This window comes from Pseudomonas sp. CNPSo 3701 (genome assembly GCF_028674975.1).
In the GTDB taxonomy this organism is placed as follows: Bacteria; Pseudomonadota; Gammaproteobacteria; order Pseudomonadales; family Pseudomonadaceae; genus Aquipseudomonas; species Aquipseudomonas straminea.
In genome coordinates this window covers 91,714-115,225 of the sequence record NZ_JAQZSI010000005.1, presented here as the reverse complement: position 1 = coordinate 115,225, position 23,512 = coordinate 91,714, and the positions used below count along the sequence as shown (strand labels likewise).

Sequence of the window (23,512 nt, the reverse complement as noted above, 5' to 3'; positions counted from 1 at the left end):
CGCGTTCGCTGAGTTCTATCGAGGCGCCCATGCTGAAAAAAATCCCCACCCAGGCCGTGCGTATCGGCATGTTCATCCAGGGCTTCGATGGCAACTGGCTGTCGCATCCATTCTGGAAAAGTCGTTTCGTCATCGAGGATGCCGAAGACCTGGCCCGAGTGCGCCAGAGCGGTGTGTCCGGTGTGTGGATCGACACCAGCAAGGGGCTGGATGTCGCCGTCCAGGCCGCTCAGGCGCCTGCGCCTTCGACCGCTCAAATTGTCGTACCCGCCGAGATCATCGCCCCAGCTGTCTCGCCACCTGCGACCGTGCCCAGCTGCAGTGTGCGTGACGAACTGCAACGCGCCGCCAAGCTGATCAATCGTTCCAAGAAAGCCGTCACCGAGCTGTTCCAGGAGGCGCGCCTGGGCAATGCCATCAATGTCGAAAGCTGCCTGCCGCTGGTCGCTGATATCGGCGAGTCGCTGGCGCGCAACAGTTCGGCGTTGCTCGGCCTGGCGCGCCTGAAGAGCAAGGATGAATACACTTACATGCACTCGGTGGCTGTGTGCGCGCTGATGCTGTCGCTGGCCCGGCAACTGGGTCTGGACGAGGCGCGTGCCCGGGAAGCCGGTCTCGCCGGACTGCTGCACGATGTCGGCAAGATGGCCATGCCGCTGGAAGTACTCAACAAGCCCGGCAGCCTGACGGAGGTCGAGTTCGCCATCATGCGCAGCCATCCGGAGCGCGGCCACGCCATGCTGCAGGCGGCCGGTTCGCTACCCGAGTCGGCGCTGGACGTTTGCCTGCGGCACCACGAGAAATATGACGGCAGCGGTTATCCCGGCCGTCTGGCTGGTGAGGCGATCAGCCTGCTGGCGCGCATGGGCGCGGTCTGCGATGTGTACGACGCCATTACCTCCAACCGGCCTTACAAGCACGCCTGGAACCCGGCCGAGTCGCTGGCTCGGATGGCACAGTGGACCGGTCATTTCGATACCCATGTGTTTCATGCTCTGGTGCGCACGGTCGGCATCTATCCGCTGGGCTCGCTGGTGCGCCTGGAGTCCGGGCGACTTGGTGTGGTGGTCGACTTGCTGCCCGGCAAGCTGACCACGCCTGTTGTGCGGGTGTTCTTCTCGGCGAAGAGCAAGGTGGCGATTACCCAGCAGGAGGTCGATCTGTCGAGGTCTGGCGCCAACGACCGCATCGTCAGCCGTGAAGATCCAGCCGAGTGGGGATTCAGCAATCTCGACGACTTCTGGCGTTAGCGCTCTTGAGCTAACGGCAATTGCACGACAAACCGCGTTCCGCCTCCCGCCCGTTCGCAGCGCGCCTGTCCGCCATGGGCCTGAGCGATAGCCCGGACCACCGCCAGGCCCAGGCCGCTGCCGCCGCTGTTTCGCGAACGCGACGGATCGCCACGGCGAAACGCCTCGAACACCTGGCTGGCCAGTTCGGTGTCGATGCCCGGGCCGCTGTCCGTGATGCTCAGCTGGTAGCTGTCATTCACCACACCGGCTTCGATTCGCAATGGGCCTGCGTCGGCATGGGCCAGGGTATTTTCCAGCAGGGCGATCAGCGCCTGACGCAGGCGAAATTCGTCGCAGACCACACACGTCTGCTCATCGAGCTGCAACTGCAGCTCGAAGCCGCGGGCCTGTAAACGGCCAGCGAAAGCCTGCACGGTGGCCGTGATACCTTCGGCGGGGCAGGTGGTGGCCTGGTCCAGTTGCAGGTGGTCGCTGTCGCCCAGGCTCAGCACGCGCAGGTCTTCGATCAGCCGGCCAAGCCCTTCGACCTGGCGCAGCAGCCCTTCGAAGGTTTCCGTGCTGGGCGTGAATACGCCTTCGGCCAGGCCTTGCAGGCGCCCGCGCAGGATGGTCACCGGGGTGCGCAATTCGTGGGCCACCGCGGCGTTCCAGAACTGCTGTTCGCGGGTCACGCTCTGCAGGCGCTCTGCCATGGCGTTGAAGTCGCGCACCAGTTGCCCGGCTTCGCCCAGCGCCCGGTCATCCGGTGCGGCGCGGGCCTGCAGGTTGCCCTGAGCGATCTCCCGCAGGCTGTGGGCCACCGAGTTGAGCGGGGTAAGAATGCGCCGGGACAGGCGCACGCCTACATAGCCGGCGATGCACAGCGCCACCAGTATGGTGCCGGCCATCCACAGCATTTCGATGCCCGAGGGCACCCAGGTTTCCGAGATGCTGCCGGGCGCCAGGGTCGAAGCGATGGCGTAGAACGCGTAGCTGCCGACGATGGACAGCAGGATCACGCCCAACGCCATGATGCTCAGTGACAGCAGGATCTGCCGACGCAGACTCACCGCGCCGCTCATGTGCCGCTCCCGAAGCGGTAGCCGACGCCACGCACGCTCACCGGCGTGCCCTGGATACCGAGGTTTTCCAGTTTGCGGCGCAGCTTGCTGATGTGGCTGTCCACGGTGCGTTCCTGGGTGTCGCCTTCGGGGAGGCAGCCGACCAGCAGTTCGGCGCGGCTGAATACCCGCTTGGGTGTGCGCATCAGGGTGACCAAGATCTTGAATTCGGTAAGGGTCAGGTCGAGGGCGTGTTGCCGGTCGTCGCAGTTGACCGTGGCCTCGTGGTTATCCAGGTCGACCTGGAACTGCCCGACGCGCAGCAGTCGGCTGCCGGCCGCACCACCGGTCTTGGCGCGACGCAGTACGGCGCTGACCCGGGCCACCACCTCGGCCGGGTTGAAGGGTTTGACCACGTAGTCGTCGGCGCCGATGCGCAGGCCCATCAGCTTGTCGATGTCCTGATCCAGCGCGGTGAGCATGATCACCGGCGTGTCGCCACGGTGACGGATCTCGGCCAGCACCTGCCAGCCATCCAGACGCGGCATCTGTACATCGAGCAGTACCAGGTCGGGCTTGAGCGTTTGGTGATGGAGCAGTGCCTCCTGGCCGTCGCGGGCGTGCACGGTGCGCAAACCACCGCGCTGCAGGTAGGCGGCGAGGATCTCGGCGATCTCGCTCTCGTCCTCGGCAATCAGGATCAGCGCATCCTGGCTGGATGTGGGCGGCAATGTCATGAATTTCACCTTTTCGTCTGCCTCCACATTATCTCCACAAAAGCTCGAATCAATCCCGATTGTTTGCACCGACACTCGCCTCCTGATGCTGCGCCAGGTGCGCAGGCAACGAAACATCTGCGAGGTTGGTGAGGTTATGGGAAGTCGAAGAGGGCGGTACGTCATGGGCCTTTGCCTGTGCGCCCTGATGCTGAGTGGTTGCGATTCGGCGCAGCAGGAGGCACAGCCGGAACCCGTGCAGGTGTCGGTCATGACGCTGACACCGCAGACCCTGGACGTCAGCGAGGATTTGCCTGCTCGTGTCGCGGCGTTCAGAACCGCCGAGATTCGTCCGCAGGTCGGCGGTATAGTGCAGCGCCGGCTGTTCGAGCAAGGTGCCGACATCCAGGCTGGCGCTGCGCTGTTCGAGATCGATGCCGCGCCGTTCAAGGCCGAGGTGCAAAACGCGGCGGCCGCCCTCAAGCGTGCCCAGGCCGTGCTGGCCCGCGCGCGCATCCAGGTCGAGCGCCTGCAACCGCTGGTGAGCGCCGAAGCGGTCAGCCAACAGACTTTTGATGACGCCGCCTCCCAGCGCGAGCAGGCCGCCGCCGACGTCGCCCAGGCCGAGGCGGCGCTGGCGCGCAAGCGTCTGGATCTGAAGTACGCCACCGTCAGCGCACCGATTTCCGGTCGTGTCGACCAGGCGCAGGTCTCCGAAGGTGCCCTGGTCTCGACCACCGACACCACGCCCATGGCCACCGTGCAGCAGATCGATCAGGTGTATGTCGACGTGCGCGAGTCGGCCACCAGTCTGGAACGCTGGCGCCATGCCCTGGGCAACCGGCTGGCCCCTGGCGCCGACGGCGTGCCCGTGCAGATCCTCGACAGCAGCGGCAAGGCCTATGGGCAGAGCGGCAGGATCCTGTTCTCTGGCATCAGCGTGGATGCCGGCACGGGCAACGTGTTGCTGCGTGTACAGGTCGACAACCCCAACCGCCAGCTGCTACCCGGCATGTACGTGCTGGCGCGGGTGCCGCGGGCGCACCACACCGATGCCCTGAGTGTGCCGCAACAGGCGGTGTTGCGCCGTGACGGCCAGGCCAGCGTGTGGGTGCTGGGCGAGGATGAGCAGGTGCAGCGCGTGCCGGTCGAGCTTGGTGAGCTGGTGGGGCGTCGTTATCGCATCGTCAACGGCCTCAGCGCCGGCCAGCGGGTAGTGATCGAAGGCCTCGATCGCTTGGCCGAGGGCGCGCCGGTCAAGGCGCGGCTGTGGAACGCCGGCACCGCGAGCGAGCTGGCCAGCTCGTCCGCGCGCTGATCGGGAGAAAACTCAAATGCCACAGTTCTTCATCAACCGTCCGGTGTTCGCCTGGGTGATCGCCCTGTTCATCGTGCTGTTCGGCTCAATCGCCATTCCCCAACTGCCGATCGCCCGCTACCCCTCGGTGGCGCCGCCGTCGGTAGCGCTGTACGCCACCTACCCAGGCGCCACGCCCAAGACCCTCAACGATTCGGTGGTCAGCCTGGTCGAACGCGAGCTGTCCGGGGTCAAGAACCTGCTGTACTTCGAGTCCTCGGTGGACACCTCGGGTAGCGCGCAGATCACCGCCACCTTCAAGCCGGGCACCGATCCCGAACTGGCCCAGGTGGACGTGCAGAACCGCATCAAGGCGGTCGAATCGCGGCTGCCCCAGGTGGTGCGCCAGAGCGGCTTGCAGGTGGAATCCGCCGCCTCGGGCTTTCTGATGATGATCGGCATGACTTCGCCGGACGGCCAGTTCGACGAGGTCATGCTGGGCGACTACCTGGCGCGCAATATCGTGCCGGAGCTGCGCCGCATCGAGGGCGTCGGCCGCGTGCAGCTGTTCGGCGCCGAGCAGGCGCTACGCATCTGGGTCGACCCCAGCAAGCTGAACGCCTTCGGCCTGACCATGGGGGATCTGTCCCAGGCCATCGAGCAGCAGAACGCGCAGATTGCCCCCGGTCGGCTCGGTGATGAGCCGGCATTGCCGGGGCAGCGGCTGGCCGTGCCGCTGACCGTCGAAGGCCAGCTGGAAACGCCCGAGCAATTCGCCGCTGTGGTGTTGCGCGCCAGCGCCGACGGCTCGCGGGTGACCATCGGCGACGTGGCGCGGGTCGAGCTGGGCGCGCAGTCCTACGGATTTTCCAACCGCGAGAACGGTGTGTCGGCGACCAGCGCGGCGATCCAGCTGTCGCCGGGTGCCAACGCCGTGCGCACGGCTCAGGCTGTGCGCGACCGGCTCGCTGAGCTGGCGCCGAGCATGCCCACCGGCATGAGTTATTCGGTGCCGTTCGATACTGCGCCGTTCGTCAAGGTGTCCATCGAGAAGGTGATCTACACCCTGCTCGAGGCCATGGTGCTGGTGTTTCTGGTGATGTTCCTGTTCCTGCAGAACATGCGTTACACGCTGATCCCGGCCATCGTCGCGCCCATCGCGCTGCTCGGCACCTTCGCGGTGATGCTGCTGGCCGGCTTCTCGATCAACTCGCTGACCATGTTCGGCATGGTGCTGGCCATCGGCATCATCGTCGACGATGCCATCGTGGTGGTCGAGAACGTCGAGCGCCTGATGGCCACCCGCGGCCTGTCGCCGCGCGAGGCGACCCTGCAGGCGATGAAGGAAATCACCGGCGCGGTGATCGGCATCACCCTGGTGCTCACCGCGGTGTTCATTCCCATGGCCTTCGCCAGCGGCTCGGTGGGGGTGATCTACCAGCAGTTCACCCTGTCGATGGCGGTGTCGATTCTGTTCTCGGCGTTCCTGGCCCTGACCCTGACGCCGGCGCTGTGCGCCACGCTGTTGCGCCCGGTGAGTGCCGATCACCATGAGAAACGCGGTTTCTTCGGCGCCTTCAACCGCGGCTTCGAGCGGCTGACCGAGCGCTACACCGGACGTGTCAGCCGGCTGGTCGGGCGCAGCGGAAGGATGATGGTGGTGTTCATGCTGCTCTGTGGCGTGCTTGCCGTCGCCGGTCAGCAGTTGCCATCGTCGTTCCTACCGGAAGAGGATCAGGGCTATTTCATGACCTCCATCCAGTTGCCGACCGGCGCCACCAGCGAACGCACCCTGGATGTGGTCAAACGCTTCGAGGCCCACGTGGCCACACGTCCGGTGCTGGACACCAATCTGGTGGTGCAGGGCTTCAGCTTCTCGGGTTCCGGCACCAACGCAGCCATGGCCTTCACCATGCTCAAGGACTGGGATCAGCGCAACGGCGCGACCGCCGCCGAGGAGGCGGCGCTGGCCCAGGAGGCCATGGCCGATAACGTGGAAGGCACGGTGATGAGCCTGATGCCGCCGGCCATCGACGAGCTCGGTACCTCGTCGGGCTTCACGCTATTTCTGCAGGATCGTGGCAACCGTGGCGAAGCCGAGTTGCTCAAGGCCCAGGCGCAGCTGCTGGAGCTGGCGGGACAGAGCAAGGTGGTCAGCGACGTTTATCCCGATGGTCTGCCGCCGGGCGAGAGCATTCGCCTGAACATCGACCGCCAGAAGGCCGAGGCCATGGGCCTGTCGTTCGCGGCGGTGAGCAGCACGCTGTCAGCGGCCATGGGCTCGCAGTACGTCAACGACTTCCCCAACGCCGGGCGCATGCAGCAGGTGATCCTGCAGGCCGACGCCCCGTCGCGCATGCAGCTCGACGATGTGCTCAATCTGCGCGTGCGCAACACCAGCGGCGGCATGGTGCCGCTGCGCGAAGTGGTGACGCCGGTGTGGAGCGAGTCGCCGCAGCAGATGATGCGCTTCCAGGGCTTCCCGGCGGTACGCATTGCCGGCGGTGCGGCGCCTGGCGTTTCCAGCGGCGCGGCAATGGCCGAGATGGAGCGCCTGGTCGCCCAGTTGCCTCAGGGCTATGCGGTGGCCTGGACGGGCCAATCACTGCAGGAGCGCCAGTCGGCGGCCCAGGCACCGATGCTCATGGCGCTCTCGGCGTTGGTGGTGTTCCTGGTGCTGGCGGCGTTGTACGAGAGCTGGTCGATTCCTTTGTCGGTGATGTTGGTGGTGCCCCTCGGTCTGCTCGGCGCGGTAGCGGCGGTGATGCTGCGCGGGCTGCCCAACGACGTGTTCTTCAAGGTGGGGATGATCACCATCATCGGCCTGTCGGCGAAGAACGCCATCCTGATCGTCGAGTTCGCCCGTCAGCTGCATGGCGAAGGTCGCTCGCTGGTGGACGCCGCGGTGACCGCCGCGCGACTGCGTCTGCGCCCGATTCTGATGACCTCGCTGGCCTTCACCCTGGGGGTGGTGCCATTGATGATCGCCGCCGGCGCCAGCGCCGAGACCCAGCACGCCATCGGCACCGGCGTGTTCGGCGGCATGCTCAGCGGCACCCTGCTGGCGGTGTTCTTCGTGCCGTCGTTCTTCGTGTTCGTGATGGGGCTGCAGGAACGCTTTCAGGCTTGGCGCGCACAGCGCACCGCCGCTGTGCCGCAGCCTGGTGAGGAGCAATGATCATGCGTTGTTTTCTGGTAGTCGCCCTGGTCACCGGCTTGTCGGCCTGTTCCATGACGCCCGACCTGCAGCGCCCGGCGCCGCCGGTGCCGGCCAGCTTTCCAGAGGCTGCTGCGCTGCAGGGCGCCGCCGTGCCTGCCAGCGAAATGGGCTGGCGCACGATGTTCGCCGACCCGCAGTTGCAGCGCCTGATCGAGCTGGCCCTGGCGCACAACCGCGATCTGCGTCTGGCGGCATTGAACGTCGACGCCGCGCGCGCGATGTTCAACATCCAGCAGTCCACCCGTCTGCCGTCGGTGTCGCTGGATGCCAGCCGCACTCGGGAGCGCGCCCTGGCGCAGGACAACAGTGGTGAGTCGCGACGCGAGGTGAGCAACCAGGTCGCCGTGAATGTTGGCGTCAGCGCCTTCGAGCTGGATTTGTTCGGTCGTGTGCGCTCACTTTCAGATGCGGCGCTGGCCCGTTACCTGGCCAGCGAGCAGGGCCGCGATGCCGCGCAGATCAGCCTGATCGGTGCGGTGGCCGACGCCTACTTCGCTCGTCAGCTGGCCGACGAGCAGCGTCAGCTGGCGCAGCGCACCCTCAAGGACTGGCAGCAGTCTCTGAAGCTTGCGCGCCTGCTGCAGGACGCCAAGCAGAACAGCGGCCTGGATGTCGCCCAGGCCGAAGGTCAGGTGGCCAGTGCCGAGGCCGATCTGCAGGCGCGCCAGCGGGCCTATGTCCAGGCCGGCAATGCTCTGCAGTTGCTGGTCGGTGAAGCGCTGCCGGCTGACTTGCCCGCGGCGCGGGAACTCGCCCGGCAACCGCTGGTGGCGCGGCTGCCGGCCGGCCTGCAGTCGGACATGCTGCTGGTGCGTCCGGACATTCGCCAGGCCGAACAGACGCTCCGCGCGGCCAATGCCGATATCGGCGCAGCGCGGGCGGCGTTCTTCCCGCAGGTGTCGCTGACCGCCTCGTTCGGCTATGCCAGCACCTCGCTGGGCAGCCTGTTCGACCCGAGCCGCCAGGTGTGGCGCTTCGCCCCGCAGATCTCCCAACCGTTGTTCCAGGCCGGGCGGCTGCGCGCCGAACTGCGCCTGGCCAAGGTACGCAAGTCCGAGGCGGTGGTTCAGTACGAGCGCGCCATTCAGGTTGCCTTCCGCGAAGTGGCCGATGCCCTGGCGGGCGCGGCCACCCTGGATGGGCAGATCGAGGCGCAAACCCGTGTGGTGGCCAGCGCCCAGCGCCGGGTGGCGCTGTCCGGCCTGCGCTATCAGGCCGGCGTCGATGGTCGCCTGGAGCTGCTCGACGCCCAGCGTGGGTTGTACGCCGCCCAGCAGAGCCTGCTGGAGCTGCGCCGCGACGCAGCGGTCAATAGCGTGGCCTTGTACAAGGCCCTGGGCGGCGGCCTGCGTGAACGTACTATCATCACCGCCGCGAACGACCCCGCGGCCAACGCCGATCATCGAGAGCAGTAGTCATGTTGCGTGCCGTACCCAAACGCTGGTTGATTCTCGTCGCCGTGATGCTGGCCTTCATGCCCATCGTCATCGACATGACCATCCTGCATATCGCCGTGCCGTCGCTGACCCAGGCGCTCGGCGCCACCAGCACGGAGATCCTGTGGATCATCGACATATACCCGCTGCTGATGGCCGGTTTGCTGGTGCCCATGGGCACCCTGGCCGATCGGGTGGGCAACCGGCGCATTCTGCTCGCCGGGCTCGGCGTGTTCGGCGTGGCGTCGACGCTGGCAGCCTTCGCGCCCACACCGACTCTGCTGATCGCCGCACGAATACTGCTGGCCCTCGGCGGATCGATGATCATGCCCTGCGTGCTGGGCATCATCCGCCGTACCTTCGAGGATGAGCGCGAACGGGCCATGGCGCTCGGCCTGTGGGGCACTGTCGGCGCAGCGGGGGCGGCGGTCGGCCCGCTGATCGGTGGTGCGCTGCTCGAGCATTTCTGGTGGGGCTCGGTGTTCCTGATCAACGTGCCGGTGATGGCGGTGGTGATTCCGGTGGCCTTCGCACTGCTGCCCCGCGTCGAGGAGACCACGCCGGGAAAATGGGCCATCGGCCAGGCGCTGATCCTGATCGCCGGCATCATCAGCGTGGTCTACGCCCTCAAGGCTGGCGTCGGCGGTACCCAGCCGCTGCCGGTGGCCCTGCTGGTGCTGCTCGTCGGCCTGGCGTTGCTGACCCTGTTTACCCGCCAGCAGTTGCGCTCGGCCGAGCCGATGCTCGATCTGTCGCTGTTCGCCCGCCCGGTGCTGCTGGCCGGGCTGATCATGGCGGTGGTCGCGATCGGTGCCCTGGCCGGTGTGGAGCTGACCCTGGCGATGGAGCTGCAGTACGTGCTCGACAAGTCGCCGCTTGAGGCCGGCATCTTCATGATTCCGATCATGGCAGCGGCGGCGGTCGGCGGGCCGCTGGCCGGCTACCTGTCCAACCGCTTCGGCCTGCGTGGCGTAGCCAGCCTGTCGCTGCTGGTTTCCGCAGGCGCGCTGGGTTTCGTGGCGTTCGCCGATCTGCATGAGCCGGGCGTCAGCGTGCCGGTGGTGCTCGCCGTGCTGGGGCTGGCGCTGAGCATCGGCCTGACCGCTTCATCCATCGCCATCACGGGCGCGGTGGAGGCCAGCAAGGGTGGTGCGGCGGGCGCTTTGGAGGCGACCGCCTACGAGTTGGGCACCGGGCTGGGAATTACTTTCTTTGGCGTATTCATGTCCAGCGTTTACGGCCACACCATCGCTTTGCCCGCAGAGCTGGCGGCAGCATTGGCACAGCGGGCTGCGCGTTCGATTGGCGACAGCTACCTGGTGGCCGCCGAGTTGCCGGCCGAGCAGGGCAGTGCGGTGATCGCGGCGGCCAAGGCGGCGTTCTCCAGTACCCATTCGATCTTGCTGTGCACCGCGGCCGTGGTGGTTGGCGTGCTGGCCGTCGTGGTGTTCAGGTTGTTCAAGGGGCAGCGCGGGCAAAGCGCTCACTAGGCACTGTATGAACAGGACCTGCGCTCCGAGTTGTTTCAGTCAGACCTGAGGGGCTGCTACGGGGTAATAGCAACCGTTCGCCGATCCACTGTGGGAGCGCGCCATGCGCGCGAAAAATCGCGGGCATGGCCCGCTCCCACAGGTGCTGCGCCGATGGCCGCTTCCGCCACTTTGCAGACCGTAGGATGGGTGAAACCCATCAATTGCGATGGGTTTCACCCATCCTACGGTCTACCACTACTTCGCCGTCAAAGCCCTAAATTCGAGCCGGCAGCTCGTGAACAGACTCTAAAAAACGGGCCGCCATTGCGGCGGCCCGGGTATTTCAGAAAACGGCGTCACCACACGGCGATATGGGAGTCCGCGCGTGGCTCGGTGCCGCCGCACAGCACGCCGGTTTGCGGATCACGCACGATGATCTGCCCGCGGCCGTAGTCGGTGGAGTCGCATTCCACGTTGACCTGGTGGCCCATGCGCGCCAGGGCCACAGCCACGTCACGCGGGGCCGCCTGTTCGATGCCGACCTTCTTGTCGCCCTGCCACTGCCAGCGCGGTGCATCGAGTGCGGCTTGCGGGTTTAGGCCGAAGTCGACCAGGTTCATGACCATCTGCACATGGCCCTGGGGCTGCATGTAGCCGCCCATCACGCCGAACGGCGCGACCGCTTCGCCGTCCTTGGTCAGGAAGCCGGGGATGATGGTGTGGAAGGTTTTCTTGCCGGCAACCAGGGCGTTGGCGTGATTGGCGTCCAGGCTGAATTCCTGGCCGCGGTTCTGCAGGGAGATGCCGGTGTCCGGCACCACTACGCCGGAGCCGAAGCCGTGGTAGTTGCTCTGGATAAACGAGATCATGTTGCCTTCGCCATCGGCGGCGGCCAGGTAAACGGTACCGCTGGCGTGCGGGTCGCCGGCTTCCGGCTTGATCGCGCGCTCGCCGATCAGTTTGCGGCGGCGCTCGGTGTAGCCCGGGCTGAGCAGGTCAGCTACGGCGACGCGCATGTGCTCGGGGTCGGTAATGTGATGCAGGCCGTCGGCGTAGGCCAGCTTCAGCGCCTCGATCTGGCGGTGCCAGGTTTGCAGACTGTCACGATGGTCGAACTCGAAGCCCTGAAGAATCTGCAGGGTCATCAGGGCGACCAGGCCCTGGCCGCTCGGCGGGATTTCCCACACGTCATAGCCGCGGTAGTTGACGCTGATCGGGTCGACCCAACGCGGCTTGTAGCCTTGCAGATCTTCCTTGCGCAGGTAGCCGCCGGCGGCGCGCGAGGCCTGGTCGATGGTCTCGGCGAGCTCGCCGCGGTAGAAGCTCTCGCACTGGCTGTCAGCCAGCGCCTGCAGGGTGCGCGCCTGGGCCGGGTTACGGAACAGCTCGCCGGCCTTTGGCGCGCGGCCATCGATCAGAAAGGTGTCGAACCAGGCCTGCATGGCCGGCTCCCGGCGCGCGGTGTATTCGTCCAGCGTCACCTGCCACTGGTGGGCGACCACTGGCGACAGCGGGAAGCCATCGGCAGCCAGGCTGATTGCAGGTGCCAGCAGGTCGGCGAACGGCAGGCGACCGAAGCGGCGTGACAGTTCGGCCCAGGCCGATGGGCAGCCCGGCACGGTGACTGGCGTCCAGCCGTACAACGGCATCTCCTTGTGGCCGGCGGCCTTGACCGCCTCGATGTTCAGAGCCGCTGGCGCGTGGCCGCTGGCGTCCAGGCCGTGCAGCTGGCCCTTGACCCAGACCAGCGCGAAGGCGTCACCGCCGATGCCGCAGCCGGTGGGTTCGACCACCGTCAGTGCGGCAGCCGTGGCAATGGCGGCGTCGATGGCATTGCCACCGCGGCGCATGATGTCAATACCGGCCTCGGCGGCCAGGGGTTGCGAAGCCGCCACCATGCCGCGCCGGGCGAATACGCTCTGGCGCTGCGAAGCATAGGGATAGCGGTGGGCGGAAAAACTCAGCATGCGGTTACCTCCGGCAGTACGCGACTCAGGAACGCCCGCGTACGCGGATGGCTGGGTGCGCTGAAAATTTGTTCGGGCGGGCCTTGTTCGATCAGTTCGCCCTGGTCGAGCACCACGACGCGGTCGGCCACTTCCCGGGCGAAGCCCATTTCGTGGGTGACCACCACCATGGTCATGCCCTGTTCGGCGAGCTGCTTCATCACCTGCAGCACTTCACCGACGGTTTCCGGGTCCAGGGCGCTGGTCGGCTCGTCGAACAGCATGGCTTGCGGCTTCATCGCCAGGGCGCGGGCGATGGCCACGCGCTGCTGCTGGCCGCCGGAAAGCATCGACGGGTAGTGGTCGGCCTTGTCGGCCAGGCCTACCTGCTTGAGCAATTGGCGGGCGTGCTCCAGGGCCTGGGCCTTGCTGACACCGAGCACCTGGGTCGGCGCCTCGATGATGTTTTCCAACGCGGTCATGTGCGGGAACAGGTTGAAGCGCTGGAACACCATGCCGATGTCGCGGCGCTGGCGGGCGATATTGCGCTCGCTGTCGCGCACCAGCTTGCCGCCCGGGCGTTCGCGATAGCCCATGGGTTGGCCGTTGACGCGGATACGCCCGCTCTGAATTTCTTCCAGCAGGTTGATGCAGCGGATGAAGGTGGTCTTGCCTGAACCCGAGGCACCGATCAGCACCACCACTTCGCCGCGTTTGACCTGCAGCGACACGCCCTTGAGGATCTCCAGGTCGCCGTAGGCCTTGTGGATATCCAGCGCTTCGATGACCAGATCCTGATTACTGCTCTGCATCTCAACGTCCCCTCAAGAGTTTTGCCGTGTAGCTGCCGAACATGCGCTTGGAGGCCGTGGCCGGGCGCCGGTCTGATTGCCCGAAGCGGCGCTCCAGCCAGGTCTGGAAGAAGCCCCACAGGGTGGTCAGCGCCAGGAAGTAAATGGCCACCACCAGGTACAGCTCGAACACCCGGAAGGTCGCCGAGGTGATCATCTGCGTGCTGAGCAGAAGCTCCTGCACGCCGATCACGCTGACCAGGGTGGTGTTCTTGAGCATCAGGTTGAACTCGTTACCCAGCGGCGGAACGATGATCCGGAACGCCTGGGGCAGCACAATGCGGCGCATCAGCTTGCCGAAGGTCATGCCCAGAGAGCGGCCGGCCTCGTACTGGCCCTTGTCCACGGCGCCGATACCGGCACGCATGATCTCCGCCATGTAGGCGCCCTCGTTGAGGCCCAGGGCGATGATCGCCGCCTGCAGGTTGCCCGGTATCACCACCCAGCCCAGGTCCAGGTCCTCGAAGCGGAAGATGCCGCCCGCCGCCAGCGCCGTGTACAGGAAAACGATCTGCACCAGCAGCGGCGTGCCGCGCATCAGCCACACGTAGAAGCGTGCCGGTGCCTGGATGAGCGGGTTGCTCGACAGGCGCATCAGCGCCGTCAGCAACCCGATCACGCAGCCCAGCGCCATCGCCAGTACGGCGATGACGCAGGTCATCCACAAGGCACGCAGGTACACATCACTGGGTTGCAGCAGGTATTGCCAGAAGATGTCCCAGTTGAAATTCATCGTGCCGCCCTCAATCCAGCGTGTCGCCAGGGATGTGCCATTTGGTCAGCAGCGCCATGTAGCTGCCGTCGGCGCGCATGTCATCGATGATCTGCTGCACGGCGGCAGACATCTGCTGGTCGTCCTTGCGCACACCAATGCCGGTGAGGATGCGGCCGAACGCCGGCACGGCTTCCTCGAACATGTCCGGCGCCATCGCCGCGTAGTAGCCCGAGGTTTCCACGGTGGTGCCGTAGGCATCGACCTGGTTGATGCGCAGCGCCTGGAAGGCGTCGGTGTCACTGTTGTAAACCGCCAGTTTCATCGGCGCTTTACCATCCTTGGTCAGTTTGTCGTTCTCGGCTTCGAGCAAGGTCTTGATGGTCGAGCCGTTGAGCACCGCGACCTTCTTGCCGGACAGGTCGCCCATCGCCTTGACGCCCTTGGGGTTGCCCTTGGGCACCACTACCGACTGGCTGGAGTACATGTAGTTGACGATGTCGATCACCTGGCGGCGCTCGGGCTTATCGAAAAGCTGGTCGACGATCAGGTCGCACTGGCCGGCCAGCAGCGCTGGGATGATTCCGGAGAAGGGCGTGACGCGCCAAGACACTTCCTTGTTGCCCAGGCGCTTGGCGATCTCCTCGCCCAGCTCGATGATCATCCCGGTTGGCTTCTGCGCCGCGTCGAAGGAAGCCAGCGGTGGGGAATCCATGCCCGAACAATACGTCAGCTTATTAACGTCCTTGAGGCGATCTGGAATGACCGGTGCAGCAGAGGCTAGCGAGGCGGCCAGGCTGAGGGAAATTGCGGCGGCGAGAGAGCATGTTAGGCGCATGGTGGTACTCCGTTTGCTGTGATCGAAAGGGCAGCAGTGAAGTGGGATGAGAGGCAGTCGTTGGCGACCGTCCGTTGTTATTGTTCGGTTTGCAGGAACTGGGTCAGGGCCGGCAAGGTGCCCTCGATGTGCTCGCGGATCACCCGTTCGGCCAGGTCGGCATCGCGGGTACGCAGGGCGTCGAGCAGCTTGTCGTGTTCTTCGCGGTCGCTGAGCGGCTTCTCGCCGTGTTCGATCCACAGGCGCATCGGTGCCTCGGTCAGCGAGTAGAGCGCGATGATCTGCTTCATCAGCCGCGGGCGCTCGGCGATGCTGCACAGGTATTCGTGAAAGATGCGGTGGCGCGCCACCCATTGGGCGGCGTCGTCGCGGCAGTCGTCCATGTCGTCGAGCAGGCGTTCGAGCAGGGTCAGGTGGCGCTCGGTTACCTTGCTGACCGCCACGCGGATCGCCAGGCCTTCAAGGGCGCTGCGCATCTCGAAGACTTCGCTCATTTCCTCGATATCCAAACCGCTGACCACCGCACCGCGGTTGGGGCGCAGGGTGACAAGGCCCTGGGCGTCGAGGCGGCGGAAGGCCTCGCGCACCGGCATTCGGCTGGTGCCGATCTCTGCAGCGATGTCCTCGGCCACCAGCCGGTCACCCTTGCGGTAACGCCCCGCGCAGATCGCCCCGAGCAGGAAGTTGTACGCCTCCTCTTCGGCAGTGACAGGCGGTCGCTGGGCATAGAGCGGAACAGTCAGCATGGCGGCAATCCTGAATAAATGTATCCAATTATCCGTTTATCCAATAAGGCAAAACGCGGGCCAGGTTTGGAGAGCTGAATAATTCGCGAGGGATAACAGAGAGTTAGGCGAAGAACGCGGATTTTTCGTAGAAAGCGCGGTGATAGGCGTGTCACCAAATGAAGCACGCCGGGTGCCGATTGCTCACTTGTTGGGCGTTTTGGTGGCAGAGATAGGCGAAGTCAGGGGGGATAAGACGCTGCGCTTGTGCAGAAGGGATTGGAGGAGGCATGCGGGTACCGATTTGGAGGCGATACCCGCAGCTAGGGTTACCGCTCGATCTGGCGGTTCCAGCGCGCGTTCCACTCAGGACGCTTCTGGTTGACCTGGTCCCAGTCGATGGTCACGGCGGTCTTCAGGTATTCCTGCATGGCTTCGACCTGACCACGGGTCTTGTCGGTGGTCGGCGTAGTGGGGTTGGACGGAATCTGGTCGCCCAGCTCCAGCGCCGGTGCCTGGGCCTCCGGGCTGATCAGGAACTGCGCGAGTTTCTGCGCCAGCTCGGGCTGGTCGTTGTTGGCAGTCACGCACTCGGCCTGGTTGAGGACTACCGCGCCTTCTTTGGGCGCGGCGTATTCCACCGGAATGCCCTTGAGCTTCAGCGCGGTCACCTGGGTGGGGGTGAGCGGGAACAGCGCGGCCTCGTCGGTCTGCACCATTTCCGAAATCTTCGCCGAGTTGGGGATGTATTCCAGCACGTTGGGGCCAACGGTTTTCGGCCAGGCGCTGAAGCCGGGTTCGACGTCGGTGTCGGTGCCGCCCTTGAGGCGGTTGAACATCAGGAAACCGTGCAGACCGAAGGTCGACGAGACCATCGACTGGAACACCACCTTGTCCTTGAAGCGCGGGTCGGCGAGGTCGTTCCACGAGGTCGGCGCCGCCCAGCCGTTCTCCTTGAATAGCCGGCTGTTGTAGGCCAGGCCCGTGACGCCGAGGCTCACGGCAGCGGCCTGTTCCTTGATGCGTGCCTTTTCCGGCAGCTGATCCAGGGTCGGGTTGGGGGTCAGTTTGCTGCACAGCCCCATGCCGATGGCGCGGTACATGATGCCGTCATCCAGCACCATGACGTGGATCGGCGGCTTGTTCGGCGTGGCCTGAACCTTGGCGAGAATGTCCGCCGAGGTACCAGGGACGATCACCACCTTCACACCATTGGCCTTTTCGAAGGCCGGCAGGATGTTGTCAGTGAACAGCTTTTCCATGGTGCCGCCGTTCATGCCCAGGTACAGCGTGGGTTCGGCCATGGCCATGGCCGGCAGGCAGCAGAAAAGAGCGAGCAGACGTTGCTTGTGCGTCATGACAGGTTTTCCTTCTGGTGTGGGGGTTGCTGAAAACGACTGATGCTAAAGGCCGCCAGGCTGTGTGCCGGCGAACCGTCGAGGATGCATTGCGCCAGGGCCTCGCCGGCCGCGGGTCCGATCTGGAAGCCGGCGCCGGCGAAACCGAAGCCATGCAGCAGGCCCGGCTGGGTCAGGCTGGGTCCGATCACCGGTTCGTCATCGGGCAGGTAGCCCTCGGTGCCGCTCCAGGTACGAATCGCCTGGGCACCGGTGAGGGCCGGGTAGAGTTCGGTGGCGTTGCGCAGAATCTCCAGCACCGCGGCCTGGCCGGGGCGGGCGGTGGTCGAGGTCAGGGCGAAGCCGCGACCTCCGCCGAGAATGCAATTGCCGCGCGCGACCTGGCGAGCGTAGATACCGCCGCCTTCGACGCCGGTGCTGGCGGTCATGAACAGCGGCAGCGGTTCGGTAACCAGCATCGCCGGGTGCGCCGCGCTCAATGGCACCGCTTCGCCGAAACGTTCGGCCAGGCTCGCCGACCAGGCCCCGGCGCAATTGAGCAGCCAGGGCGCGCGGTACAGTTGGCCGTTGCCGGTGTGCAAGATGAAATGCTGGCCGTCATGCTCGACTTGCTGCACCGCGCATTGCTCGATGACCTCGGCGCCATGTCGGCGTGCGGCCTGGGCGAAGGCCGGCGACACCAGGCGCGGGTTGGCATGGCCGTCTTCTGGGCAGTACGAAGCGCCGACGGCGATATCGCCCACCCAGGGAAAGCGTTCGCGCAGGGCGGCACGGTCGAGCAGTTGCAATCGCAGGTCGAAGTCGACGGTGCGCTTTGCGTAGTCCTGCAGTGAAGCGAAGTCCGCTGCGCTGCGGGCCAGTTTCAAATGGCCGGAACGGGTGTACTCGCCATCGATACCGATCCACTCGCGCAACTGGCCCCAGATGGCATGGGCGCGCATCGATAGCGGCAATTGCGACAGCGGCCGACCCTGGCGGCGCACGCCACCGTAGTTCACGCCACTGGAGTGCGAGCCGCAGAAGTCGCGCTCCAGCAGGGCCACGCGCTGACCGCCTCGGGCCAGGCACAGCGCCGCACTGCTGCCGACGATGCCGCCGCCGACTACGATGACGTCGAAGTCCAGCTTCATGAGCTGACCTCCAGGCCGAACGGCAGGGGCTTCACGGGTGCCTGGCCACGCAAGCGACCGATCTGCTCGATCGGCCGGCCACTTTCGCAGGCGATGAGTTCGGCGGCCGCCGCGCCACACACGCGACCCTGGCAGCGGCCCATGCCGACCCGGCACATGGCCTTGACCCGGTTGATCTCCCAATGGCCGGCGCGCACCGCGTCGCGCACTTCGCCAGCGGTGACCTGTTCGCAGCGACACACCACCAGCTCGTCGGCGGCTTCGGCAGCCCAGTATTCGGGAAACGGAAAGGCCTGCTCCAGCCCGTGGCGGAAACGCTGCAGATTGGCCAGGCGCTTGAGCAGTTGGTCGCGGCGTGCCCCATCGACCTGCTTGCCCAGATCCTGCAGCAGCGCCAGGGCCGCCAGCTCGCCGGTCATCTCCGCGCCATCGGCACCGAGGATGCCGGCCCCGTCGCCGGCCAGGTATACCTCGGGCACACTGCTGCGCCCCAGCGGGTCGCGCATCGGCAGCCAGGCGCGGTTGAGCGGACTCCAGGCGAACTGGCAGCCGAGCAGATCGGCCAGCTGGGTTTCACTGCGCAAGGCATGGGCCAGGGCCACGGCGTCGCAGGGTAGTTGCCGCTCGCGGCCGCCCTGCAACCAGCGAATGCCGCTTGCGCGCTGCTGGCCCTGGATGTCGAGCAGCTTCACGCCCTGGTGCACGGGTATGCCCTTGAGGGTCAGCCAGGCGCGGTAGTAAAGGCCCTTGGCGAAGGTCGCGGGCTGGCGCAGCAGGCCGGGCAGGGCGCGCACCTGGGCGCTGAACGGCGAGGTGTCGAGCACCGCGCTGATCTGGGCGCCGGCCTTGGCGTACTGGTAGGCGACCAGGTACAGCAGCGGCCCGCTGCCGGCCAGCACGACCTTTTCACCGATGGCGCAGCCTTGGAATTTCAGGGCGATCTGCGCGGCGCCGAGGGTATAGACGCCTGGCAGCGTCCAGCCGGGCACCGGTAATACGCGGTCGGTCGCACCGCTGGCGACTATCACCCGCGAGTAGCTCAGGCGCGCGGCGCGTTGGCCCTGGTGCAGGGTGTCGAGCAGCTGGTGTTCGGCGTTCCATACCAGGGTCTCGGGGCGGTAGTCGATCTGCCCCTGGAGGTCGGCCAAGGTGCTGTGCAGCGCCTGGGCCTTGCCAGCTTCGAAGCCATAGAGGGTCTTGGCGCTACGGGTGAAATTGGCCGGTTGCTGGCGGTAGATCTGCCCGCCACCGCGACCGGCTTCGTCGAGCAGCACCGGCTTCACCCCATGCGCGGCAAGGGTCTGGGCGGCGCGGATGCCGGCGGGGCCGGCACCGATGATGACGATCTCGCTCATGGCCGGCGCCCCGGGTCGCGGGTCACGCTGGCACCGGCTTCGAGAAAGGTCGAGCAGGCGCGCACCCGGCGCCCGTCGGCCAGGCGCACCCAGCAATCCTGGCAGGCGCCCATCAGGCAGAAGCCTGCACGCGGTTCGCCGCTGAAGTCGCTGCCGCGCAGGTGCTCGCTGCAGGTGAGAATGGCGGTCAGCAGCGTATCGCCCGGCATGCCCTGGACGGGCTGGCCGTCGAGGGTGAAGGGCAGGGGGGCGCGGTCGGTTTCGGCGACCCGTTTGAACAGCGGCATCACGGCACTCGCTTTCATTGTTTGCCCACCAGCACGCGGTCCAGGCCATAGACGCGGTCGAGCAGCACCATGGTCAGCGCGGTGATGGCGATGACCAGCGCCGAGACGGCGGCCATCATCGGGTCGATGGACTCGGTGGCGTACACATACATGCGCACCGGCAGGGTCTGGGTGGCCGGTGAGGTGATGAAGATCGACAGGGTGACCTCGTCGAAGCTATTGATGAACGCCAGCAGCCAGCCCCCAGCGACACCGGGCAGGATCATCGGCAGGGTGACCCGGCAGAACAGCGTGACGCGCCCGGCGCCCAGGCTCTGCGCGGCCTGTTCGGCGCTGCGGTCGATACCGATGGCGGCGGCCAGCACCAGGCGCAGCACGTAGGGGGTGATGACGACCACGTGGGCGAACACCAGCCAGGTGAAGTTGCCGTTGACCCCCAGCAGTGCGAACAGGCGCAGCATGGCCACGCCCAGTACCAGGTGCGGAATGATGATCGGCGACAGCAGCAGGCCGTTGATGAAGCCCTGGCCGGGAAAGCTGTAGCGGGTCAGCGCCAGGCCGGCGGGCACGGCGATCAGCGTGGCCAGCGAGGCTGCCAGCGCGGCCAGTTGCAGGCTGTTGTAGAAGGCATCAAGGAAATCGGCGCGTTCGAACACCGCGCTGAACCAGCGCAGCGAAAAACCGGAGGTGGGCAGGCTCAGGGTGCTTTCCGGGGTGAAGGCCACCAGGCACACCACCACCAGGGGGGCCAGCATGAACAGCATCACCAGGGCATGGAAGGACAGGGCCAGCGGGCCGTTGCGGGTCATGGTGTCAGGCTCCCAGGGCACGTTTGTAGCGGCGTTCCACCAAGCGGTTCCAGCTCAGCATCACCAGCAGGTTGATCAGCAGCAGAACGATGGCGATGGTCGCGCCCATCGGCCAGTTGAGTTCGGCCAGGTACTGGTCGTAGATCATCGTGGCGACCATCTTCAGGCGGCGTCCGCCGAGCAGGCCGGGGATTGCGAAGGAGCTGGCCGCCAGGCCGAAGACGATCAGCGTGCCGGACAGCACGCCGGGCATGATCTGCGGCAGCACGATGCGGCGAAACACCGTCCACTGGCTGGCGCCCAGCGACAGGGCGGCCTGTTCGGCGGCCGGGTCGAGTTTCTGCAGCGATGTCCACACCGGGATGATCATGAACGGCAGCATCACGTGGACCAGGCCGATGATCACCGCGAAGGGCGTATACAGCAGTTTCACCGGCTGGCCGCCGAGTGCGGTGATGGCCTGGTTGACCAGCCCGTCGGCGCCCAGCAGCAGGCTCCAGCCGAAAGCACGTACCACCACCGAGATCAGCAGCGGAGTGAGCACCAGAATCAGGAAAATCGAGCGCCAGGGTGCGCCCATACGGCTGAGCACCAGCGCTTCGGGCACGCCGACCAGCACGCAGAGCAGGGTTACCAGGGCGCTGATCCAGAAGGTGCGCAGAAAAATCTCGTAGTAGTAACTGTCGGTGACCAGGCTCAGGTAGTGCGCCAAGGTGTACTGGCCGGCCTGGATGCCGGTGGTGTAGTCGAATTCATTGAACGACAGCACCAGGGTCAGGCCCAGCGGGAACACCAGCAGCGCCAGGAACAGGAGCAGTGCCGGACCGCTCAGCCCATAGCCCCAGGCGCTGTTGCGTGGCTTGCTGTCGTTCATGCCGCTACCTCGCCAGCGTCGAGCACACGGAGCAACTCGTCGCTCCAGCTCAGGCTCACTGCGCTGCCTTCTTCCAGCGCTGCGCTGCCGTCGTTGACGCTGACCACCGCCAGATTGCCCAGCGCGGTGTCGACGCGGTACAGCCATTGGCTGCCGAGGAAGTAGCGGCAGTTGATGCGTCCGTCGAGCTTGCCACTGCCAGCTGTACCCAGGCTGATCTTCTCCGGGCGCAGGCTCAGGGTCAGCGGTCCCTGGGCGGCCACCTGTGGCAGGCCATTGGCGCCCTGCACGCCACGCAGGCGGTTGGCCTTGCCGACGAAGTCGGAGATGAATGGCGTGCTGGGGTGTTCGTAGAGCTGGTAGGGGTTGTCGATCTGGGTGATACGCCCGGCTTCCATCACCACCACCCTGTCGCTGATCGACAGCGCTTCGGCCTGGTCGTGGGTGACCATCAGGGTGGTGATGCCGACTTCGTTCTGGATGCGGCAGATCTCGAACTGCATTTCTTCACGCAGGTGCGCGTCGAGGTTGGACAGCGGTTCGTCGAGCAGCAGCATCGGCGGCTCGATCACCAGGGCGCGGGCGAGGGCTACGCGCTGGCGCTGCCCGCCCGATAGTTCGCGAGGGTAGCGCTCGGCGTGTTTGTCCAGGCGCACCAGGGCCAGGGTGTGGTCGACGCGGCGGGCGATCTCGGCCTTGGCGACCTTGCGCATCTGCAGGCCGAAGGCGACGTTGTCGCGCACGGTCATGTGCGGGAACAGGGCGTAGCTCTGGAACACCACACCCAGGCCGCGGCTGGCGGGCTTGGCGTGGGTGATGTCGCGGCCGTCGAGGACGATGCGACCGCTGGTGACTTCGACGAAGCCGGCGATCATCTGCAAGGTGGTGGTCTTGCCACAGCCCGACGGGCCGAGCAGGGAAACGAACTCGCCTTTGTCGATGGCCAGGCTGGAACTGGCTACCGCTTCGAGGTCGCCGTAGCGCTTGCAGAGCTGGTCAATCAGAAGAAAGGTCATAGGCTGTGCTCCAACGCGAACGTAACCGGCATGAACCGGCGGAATTCATTTGGGCAGAGCGCCAGCGGCGAAGAGCAATGCAGCATGCTGATCGGACGTTGGCGCTCGCTTCTGTGGCGGCGGCCGATGTTGTGGTATCGCCCTATGGACCCGAGAGTAGGACAAAGCCTAGGATGGCGACAAAGAGTAATTTCACTGAATGGTTGTTATTTTAAAAATATTCCATTGAATGAAATTTAATTGAGGAATAAGAAAATTGGATTCCATTGATCGAAATAGCTCGACCAAGGAAACGGGTGTCGGTGCGGTCTCGCGGCTGTTCGCGGTGTTGCGTGCATTGGGCGACTGCAGCGGCGAAGGGGAAAAGGTCAGCCAGCTGGCGCAGCGTGTGGGCCTCGCGCAACCCACTACGCACCGCCTGCTGCGCAGCCTGGTGGACGAGGGCATGGTCGAGCAGTGTGCGAGCAGCAAGCGTTATCGCCTGAGCCTGGATTTCTTCGCCCTGGCTGCCAAGGCCGGGCAGGCTGGCAACCTGCGTGATGTGGTGCGGCCCAGCCTATTGCGCTTGTCGGCGTCGTTGGGCGACTCGCTGTTTCTGCTCGCGCGTTCGGGGTTCGACGCGGTGTGCCTGGACCGCAGCGAAGGGCCTTATCCGATCCGCACCTTCACCGGCGATATTGGCGGGCGCGTAGCCCTGGGTGTGGGGCAGGGCGGGCTGGCGATTCTGGCCTTCCTGCCGGACGAAGAACGCGACGAGGTGATTCGCTACAACCTGCCGCGGCTCAAGGACTTCCATCACTATGACGAAGTCACCCTGCGCGCCGAAATCGACAACGTACGCAGCCTGGGGTACGCCGGGCGCAATACCGGTGTGCTGGATGGCATGGCCGGCCTGGCGGTGCCGATCCTCGATCGCAACGGTCACGCCGTGGCGGCCCTGAGTGTGGCGACCATCAGTGACCGCCTCGGCCCACAGCGCATGCCCACGGTGGTGGAGTTGCTCAAGCGCGAGGCCAAGGCCGTCGGCGGGCGTATCAACCCCTTCGACCCGGTGCTACGCCGGCCTTCCCATGTGTTCGGTTAAGGCCAGGGCTGTTCGTCCAAGCCGCTTTTGAGCCCGTGGGGGCGGCTTTAGCCGCGAGAATCTTCCGGCTAAAGCCGTCCCACTCGGCCGAGG

Annotated in this window: 20 protein-coding genes; 6 read left to right on the top strand and 14 right to left on the bottom strand. The window is 65.8% G+C overall.

The window, feature by feature from the left end; translation table 11 throughout:
- Window positions 1-29 precede the first annotated feature (29 nt).
- Window positions 30-1,250: an HD-GYP domain-containing protein gene (locus PVA39_RS17130; protein ID WP_274125098.1), complete on the top strand. Its 1,221-nt coding sequence runs from the start codon at window positions 30-32 to the stop codon at window positions 1,248-1,250.
- On the opposite strand, the gene PVA39_RS17125 is transcribed toward PVA39_RS17130, so the two are convergent.
- A complete protein-coding gene (locus PVA39_RS17125; RefSeq protein ID WP_274125097.1) occupies window positions 1,247-2,314 on the bottom strand; it encodes an ATP-binding protein in 1,068 nt (355 codons plus the stop codon). The two genes, PVA39_RS17130 and PVA39_RS17125, sit on opposite strands and share 4 nt — an antisense overlap.
- A complete protein-coding gene (locus PVA39_RS17120; RefSeq protein ID WP_093505570.1) occupies window positions 2,311-3,030 on the bottom strand; it encodes a response regulator in 720 nt (239 codons plus the stop codon). Before PVA39_RS17120 ends, PVA39_RS17125 begins: the two co-directional genes overlap by 4 nt.
- A gap of 136 nt (window positions 3,031-3,166) precedes the next feature.
- On the opposite strand from PVA39_RS17120, the gene PVA39_RS17115 reads away from it, so the two are divergent.
- Genes PVA39_RS17115 through PVA39_RS17100 form a run of 4 tightly spaced genes read left to right on the top strand, consistent with a single transcriptional unit; the run spans window position 3,167 to window position 10,452 of the window.
- The gene (locus PVA39_RS17115; RefSeq protein ID WP_443200977.1) at window positions 3,167-4,327 is read left to right on the top strand and encodes an efflux RND transporter periplasmic adaptor subunit; all 1,161 of its coding nucleotides are present in this window, start codon (window positions 3,167-3,169) and stop codon (window positions 4,325-4,327) included.
- Between the two features lie 16 nt (window positions 4,328-4,343).
- Window positions 4,344-7,484, top strand: coding sequence for an efflux RND transporter permease subunit (locus tag PVA39_RS17110; RefSeq protein WP_274125095.1), 3,141 nt, complete (start codon window positions 4,344-4,346; stop codon window positions 7,482-7,484).
- A 2-nt stretch (window positions 7,485-7,486) separates the two neighbouring features.
- Window positions 7,487-8,941, top strand: a complete 1,455-nt coding sequence (locus PVA39_RS17105; RefSeq protein WP_274125094.1) for an efflux transporter outer membrane subunit — start codon at window positions 7,487-7,489, stop codon at window positions 8,939-8,941.
- A gap of 2 nt (window positions 8,942-8,943) precedes the next feature.
- The gene (locus PVA39_RS17100) at window positions 8,944-10,452 is read left to right on the top strand and encodes an MFS transporter (RefSeq protein ID WP_274125093.1); all 1,509 of its coding nucleotides are present in this window, start codon (window positions 8,944-8,946) and stop codon (window positions 10,450-10,452) included.
- Between the two features lie 338 nt (window positions 10,453-10,790).
- Here the strand turns inward: PVA39_RS17100 and PVA39_RS17095 are convergent, their stop codons facing one another.
- The 12 genes from PVA39_RS17095 to PVA39_RS17040 form a co-directional block, all read right to left on the bottom strand.
- A complete protein-coding gene (locus PVA39_RS17095; protein WP_274125092.1) occupies window positions 10,791-12,401 on the bottom strand; it encodes a gamma-glutamyltransferase family protein in 1,611 nt (536 codons plus the stop codon).
- Window positions 12,395-13,192, bottom strand: coding sequence for an amino acid ABC transporter ATP-binding protein (locus tag PVA39_RS17090; RefSeq protein WP_147176877.1), 798 nt, complete (start codon window positions 13,190-13,192; stop codon window positions 12,395-12,397). The genes PVA39_RS17095 and PVA39_RS17090 overlap by 7 nt, the downstream gene beginning before the upstream one ends.
- A 1-nt stretch (window position 13,193) precedes the next feature.
- Complete coding sequence (locus tag PVA39_RS17085) at window positions 13,194-13,964, bottom strand: amino acid ABC transporter permease (protein WP_093505284.1); 771 nt, start codon at window positions 13,962-13,964, stop codon at window positions 13,194-13,196.
- Window positions 13,965-13,974: 10 nt separating this feature from the next.
- Window positions 13,975-14,781 (bottom strand): ABC transporter substrate-binding protein, encoded by an 807-nt coding sequence (locus PVA39_RS17080; protein WP_147176876.1) that lies wholly within the window; start codon window positions 14,779-14,781, stop codon window positions 13,975-13,977.
- Window positions 14,782-14,858: 77 nt separating this feature from the next.
- The gene (locus tag PVA39_RS17075; RefSeq protein ID WP_147176875.1) at window positions 14,859-15,527 is read right to left on the bottom strand and encodes a GntR family transcriptional regulator; all 669 of its coding nucleotides are present in this window, start codon (window positions 15,525-15,527) and stop codon (window positions 14,859-14,861) included.
- 308 nt (window positions 15,528-15,835) lie between these two features.
- Window positions 15,836-16,864 carry an ABC transporter substrate-binding protein gene (locus PVA39_RS17070; protein ID WP_274125090.1) on the bottom strand — a complete coding sequence of 343 codons (1,029 nt, stop codon included), beginning with the start codon at window positions 16,862-16,864 and terminating at the stop codon, window positions 15,836-15,838.
- Window positions 16,861-17,994, bottom strand: coding sequence for an NAD(P)/FAD-dependent oxidoreductase (locus tag PVA39_RS17065; protein ID WP_274125089.1), 1,134 nt, complete (start codon window positions 17,992-17,994; stop codon window positions 16,861-16,863). Before PVA39_RS17065 ends, PVA39_RS17070 begins: the two co-directional genes overlap by 4 nt.
- Complete coding sequence (locus tag PVA39_RS17060; RefSeq protein ID WP_274125088.1) at window positions 17,991-19,349, bottom strand: FAD/NAD(P)-dependent oxidoreductase; 1,359 nt, start codon at window positions 19,347-19,349, stop codon at window positions 17,991-17,993. Before PVA39_RS17060 ends, PVA39_RS17065 begins: the two co-directional genes overlap by 4 nt.
- A complete protein-coding gene (locus PVA39_RS17055; RefSeq protein ID WP_274125180.1) occupies window positions 19,346-19,636 on the bottom strand; it encodes a (2Fe-2S)-binding protein in 291 nt (96 codons plus the stop codon). The genes PVA39_RS17060 and PVA39_RS17055 overlap by 4 nt, the downstream gene beginning before the upstream one ends.
- A 14-nt stretch (window positions 19,637-19,650) precedes the next feature.
- Entirely contained in the window at window positions 19,651-20,445 is a 795-nt protein-coding gene (locus PVA39_RS17050; protein ID WP_274125087.1) for an ABC transporter permease, read from the bottom strand.
- 4 nt (window positions 20,446-20,449) lie between these two features.
- Window positions 20,450-21,319, bottom strand: coding sequence for an ABC transporter permease (locus PVA39_RS17045; protein ID WP_274125086.1), 870 nt, complete (start codon window positions 21,317-21,319; stop codon window positions 20,450-20,452).
- Window positions 21,316-22,335 carry an ABC transporter ATP-binding protein gene (locus PVA39_RS17040; RefSeq protein ID WP_274125085.1) on the bottom strand — a complete coding sequence of 340 codons (1,020 nt, stop codon included), beginning with the start codon at window positions 22,333-22,335 and terminating at the stop codon, window positions 21,316-21,318. The genes PVA39_RS17045 and PVA39_RS17040 overlap by 4 nt, the downstream gene beginning before the upstream one ends.
- 256 nt (window positions 22,336-22,591) lie before the next feature.
- Here PVA39_RS17040 and PVA39_RS17035 point away from each other — a divergent pair, with 256 nt between their 5' ends.
- On the top strand, window positions 22,592-23,419 hold the full coding sequence (locus PVA39_RS17035; RefSeq protein ID WP_274125084.1) for an IclR family transcriptional regulator: 828 nt from the start codon (window positions 22,592-22,594) through the stop codon (window positions 23,417-23,419).
- Window positions 23,420-23,512 lie beyond the last annotated feature (93 nt).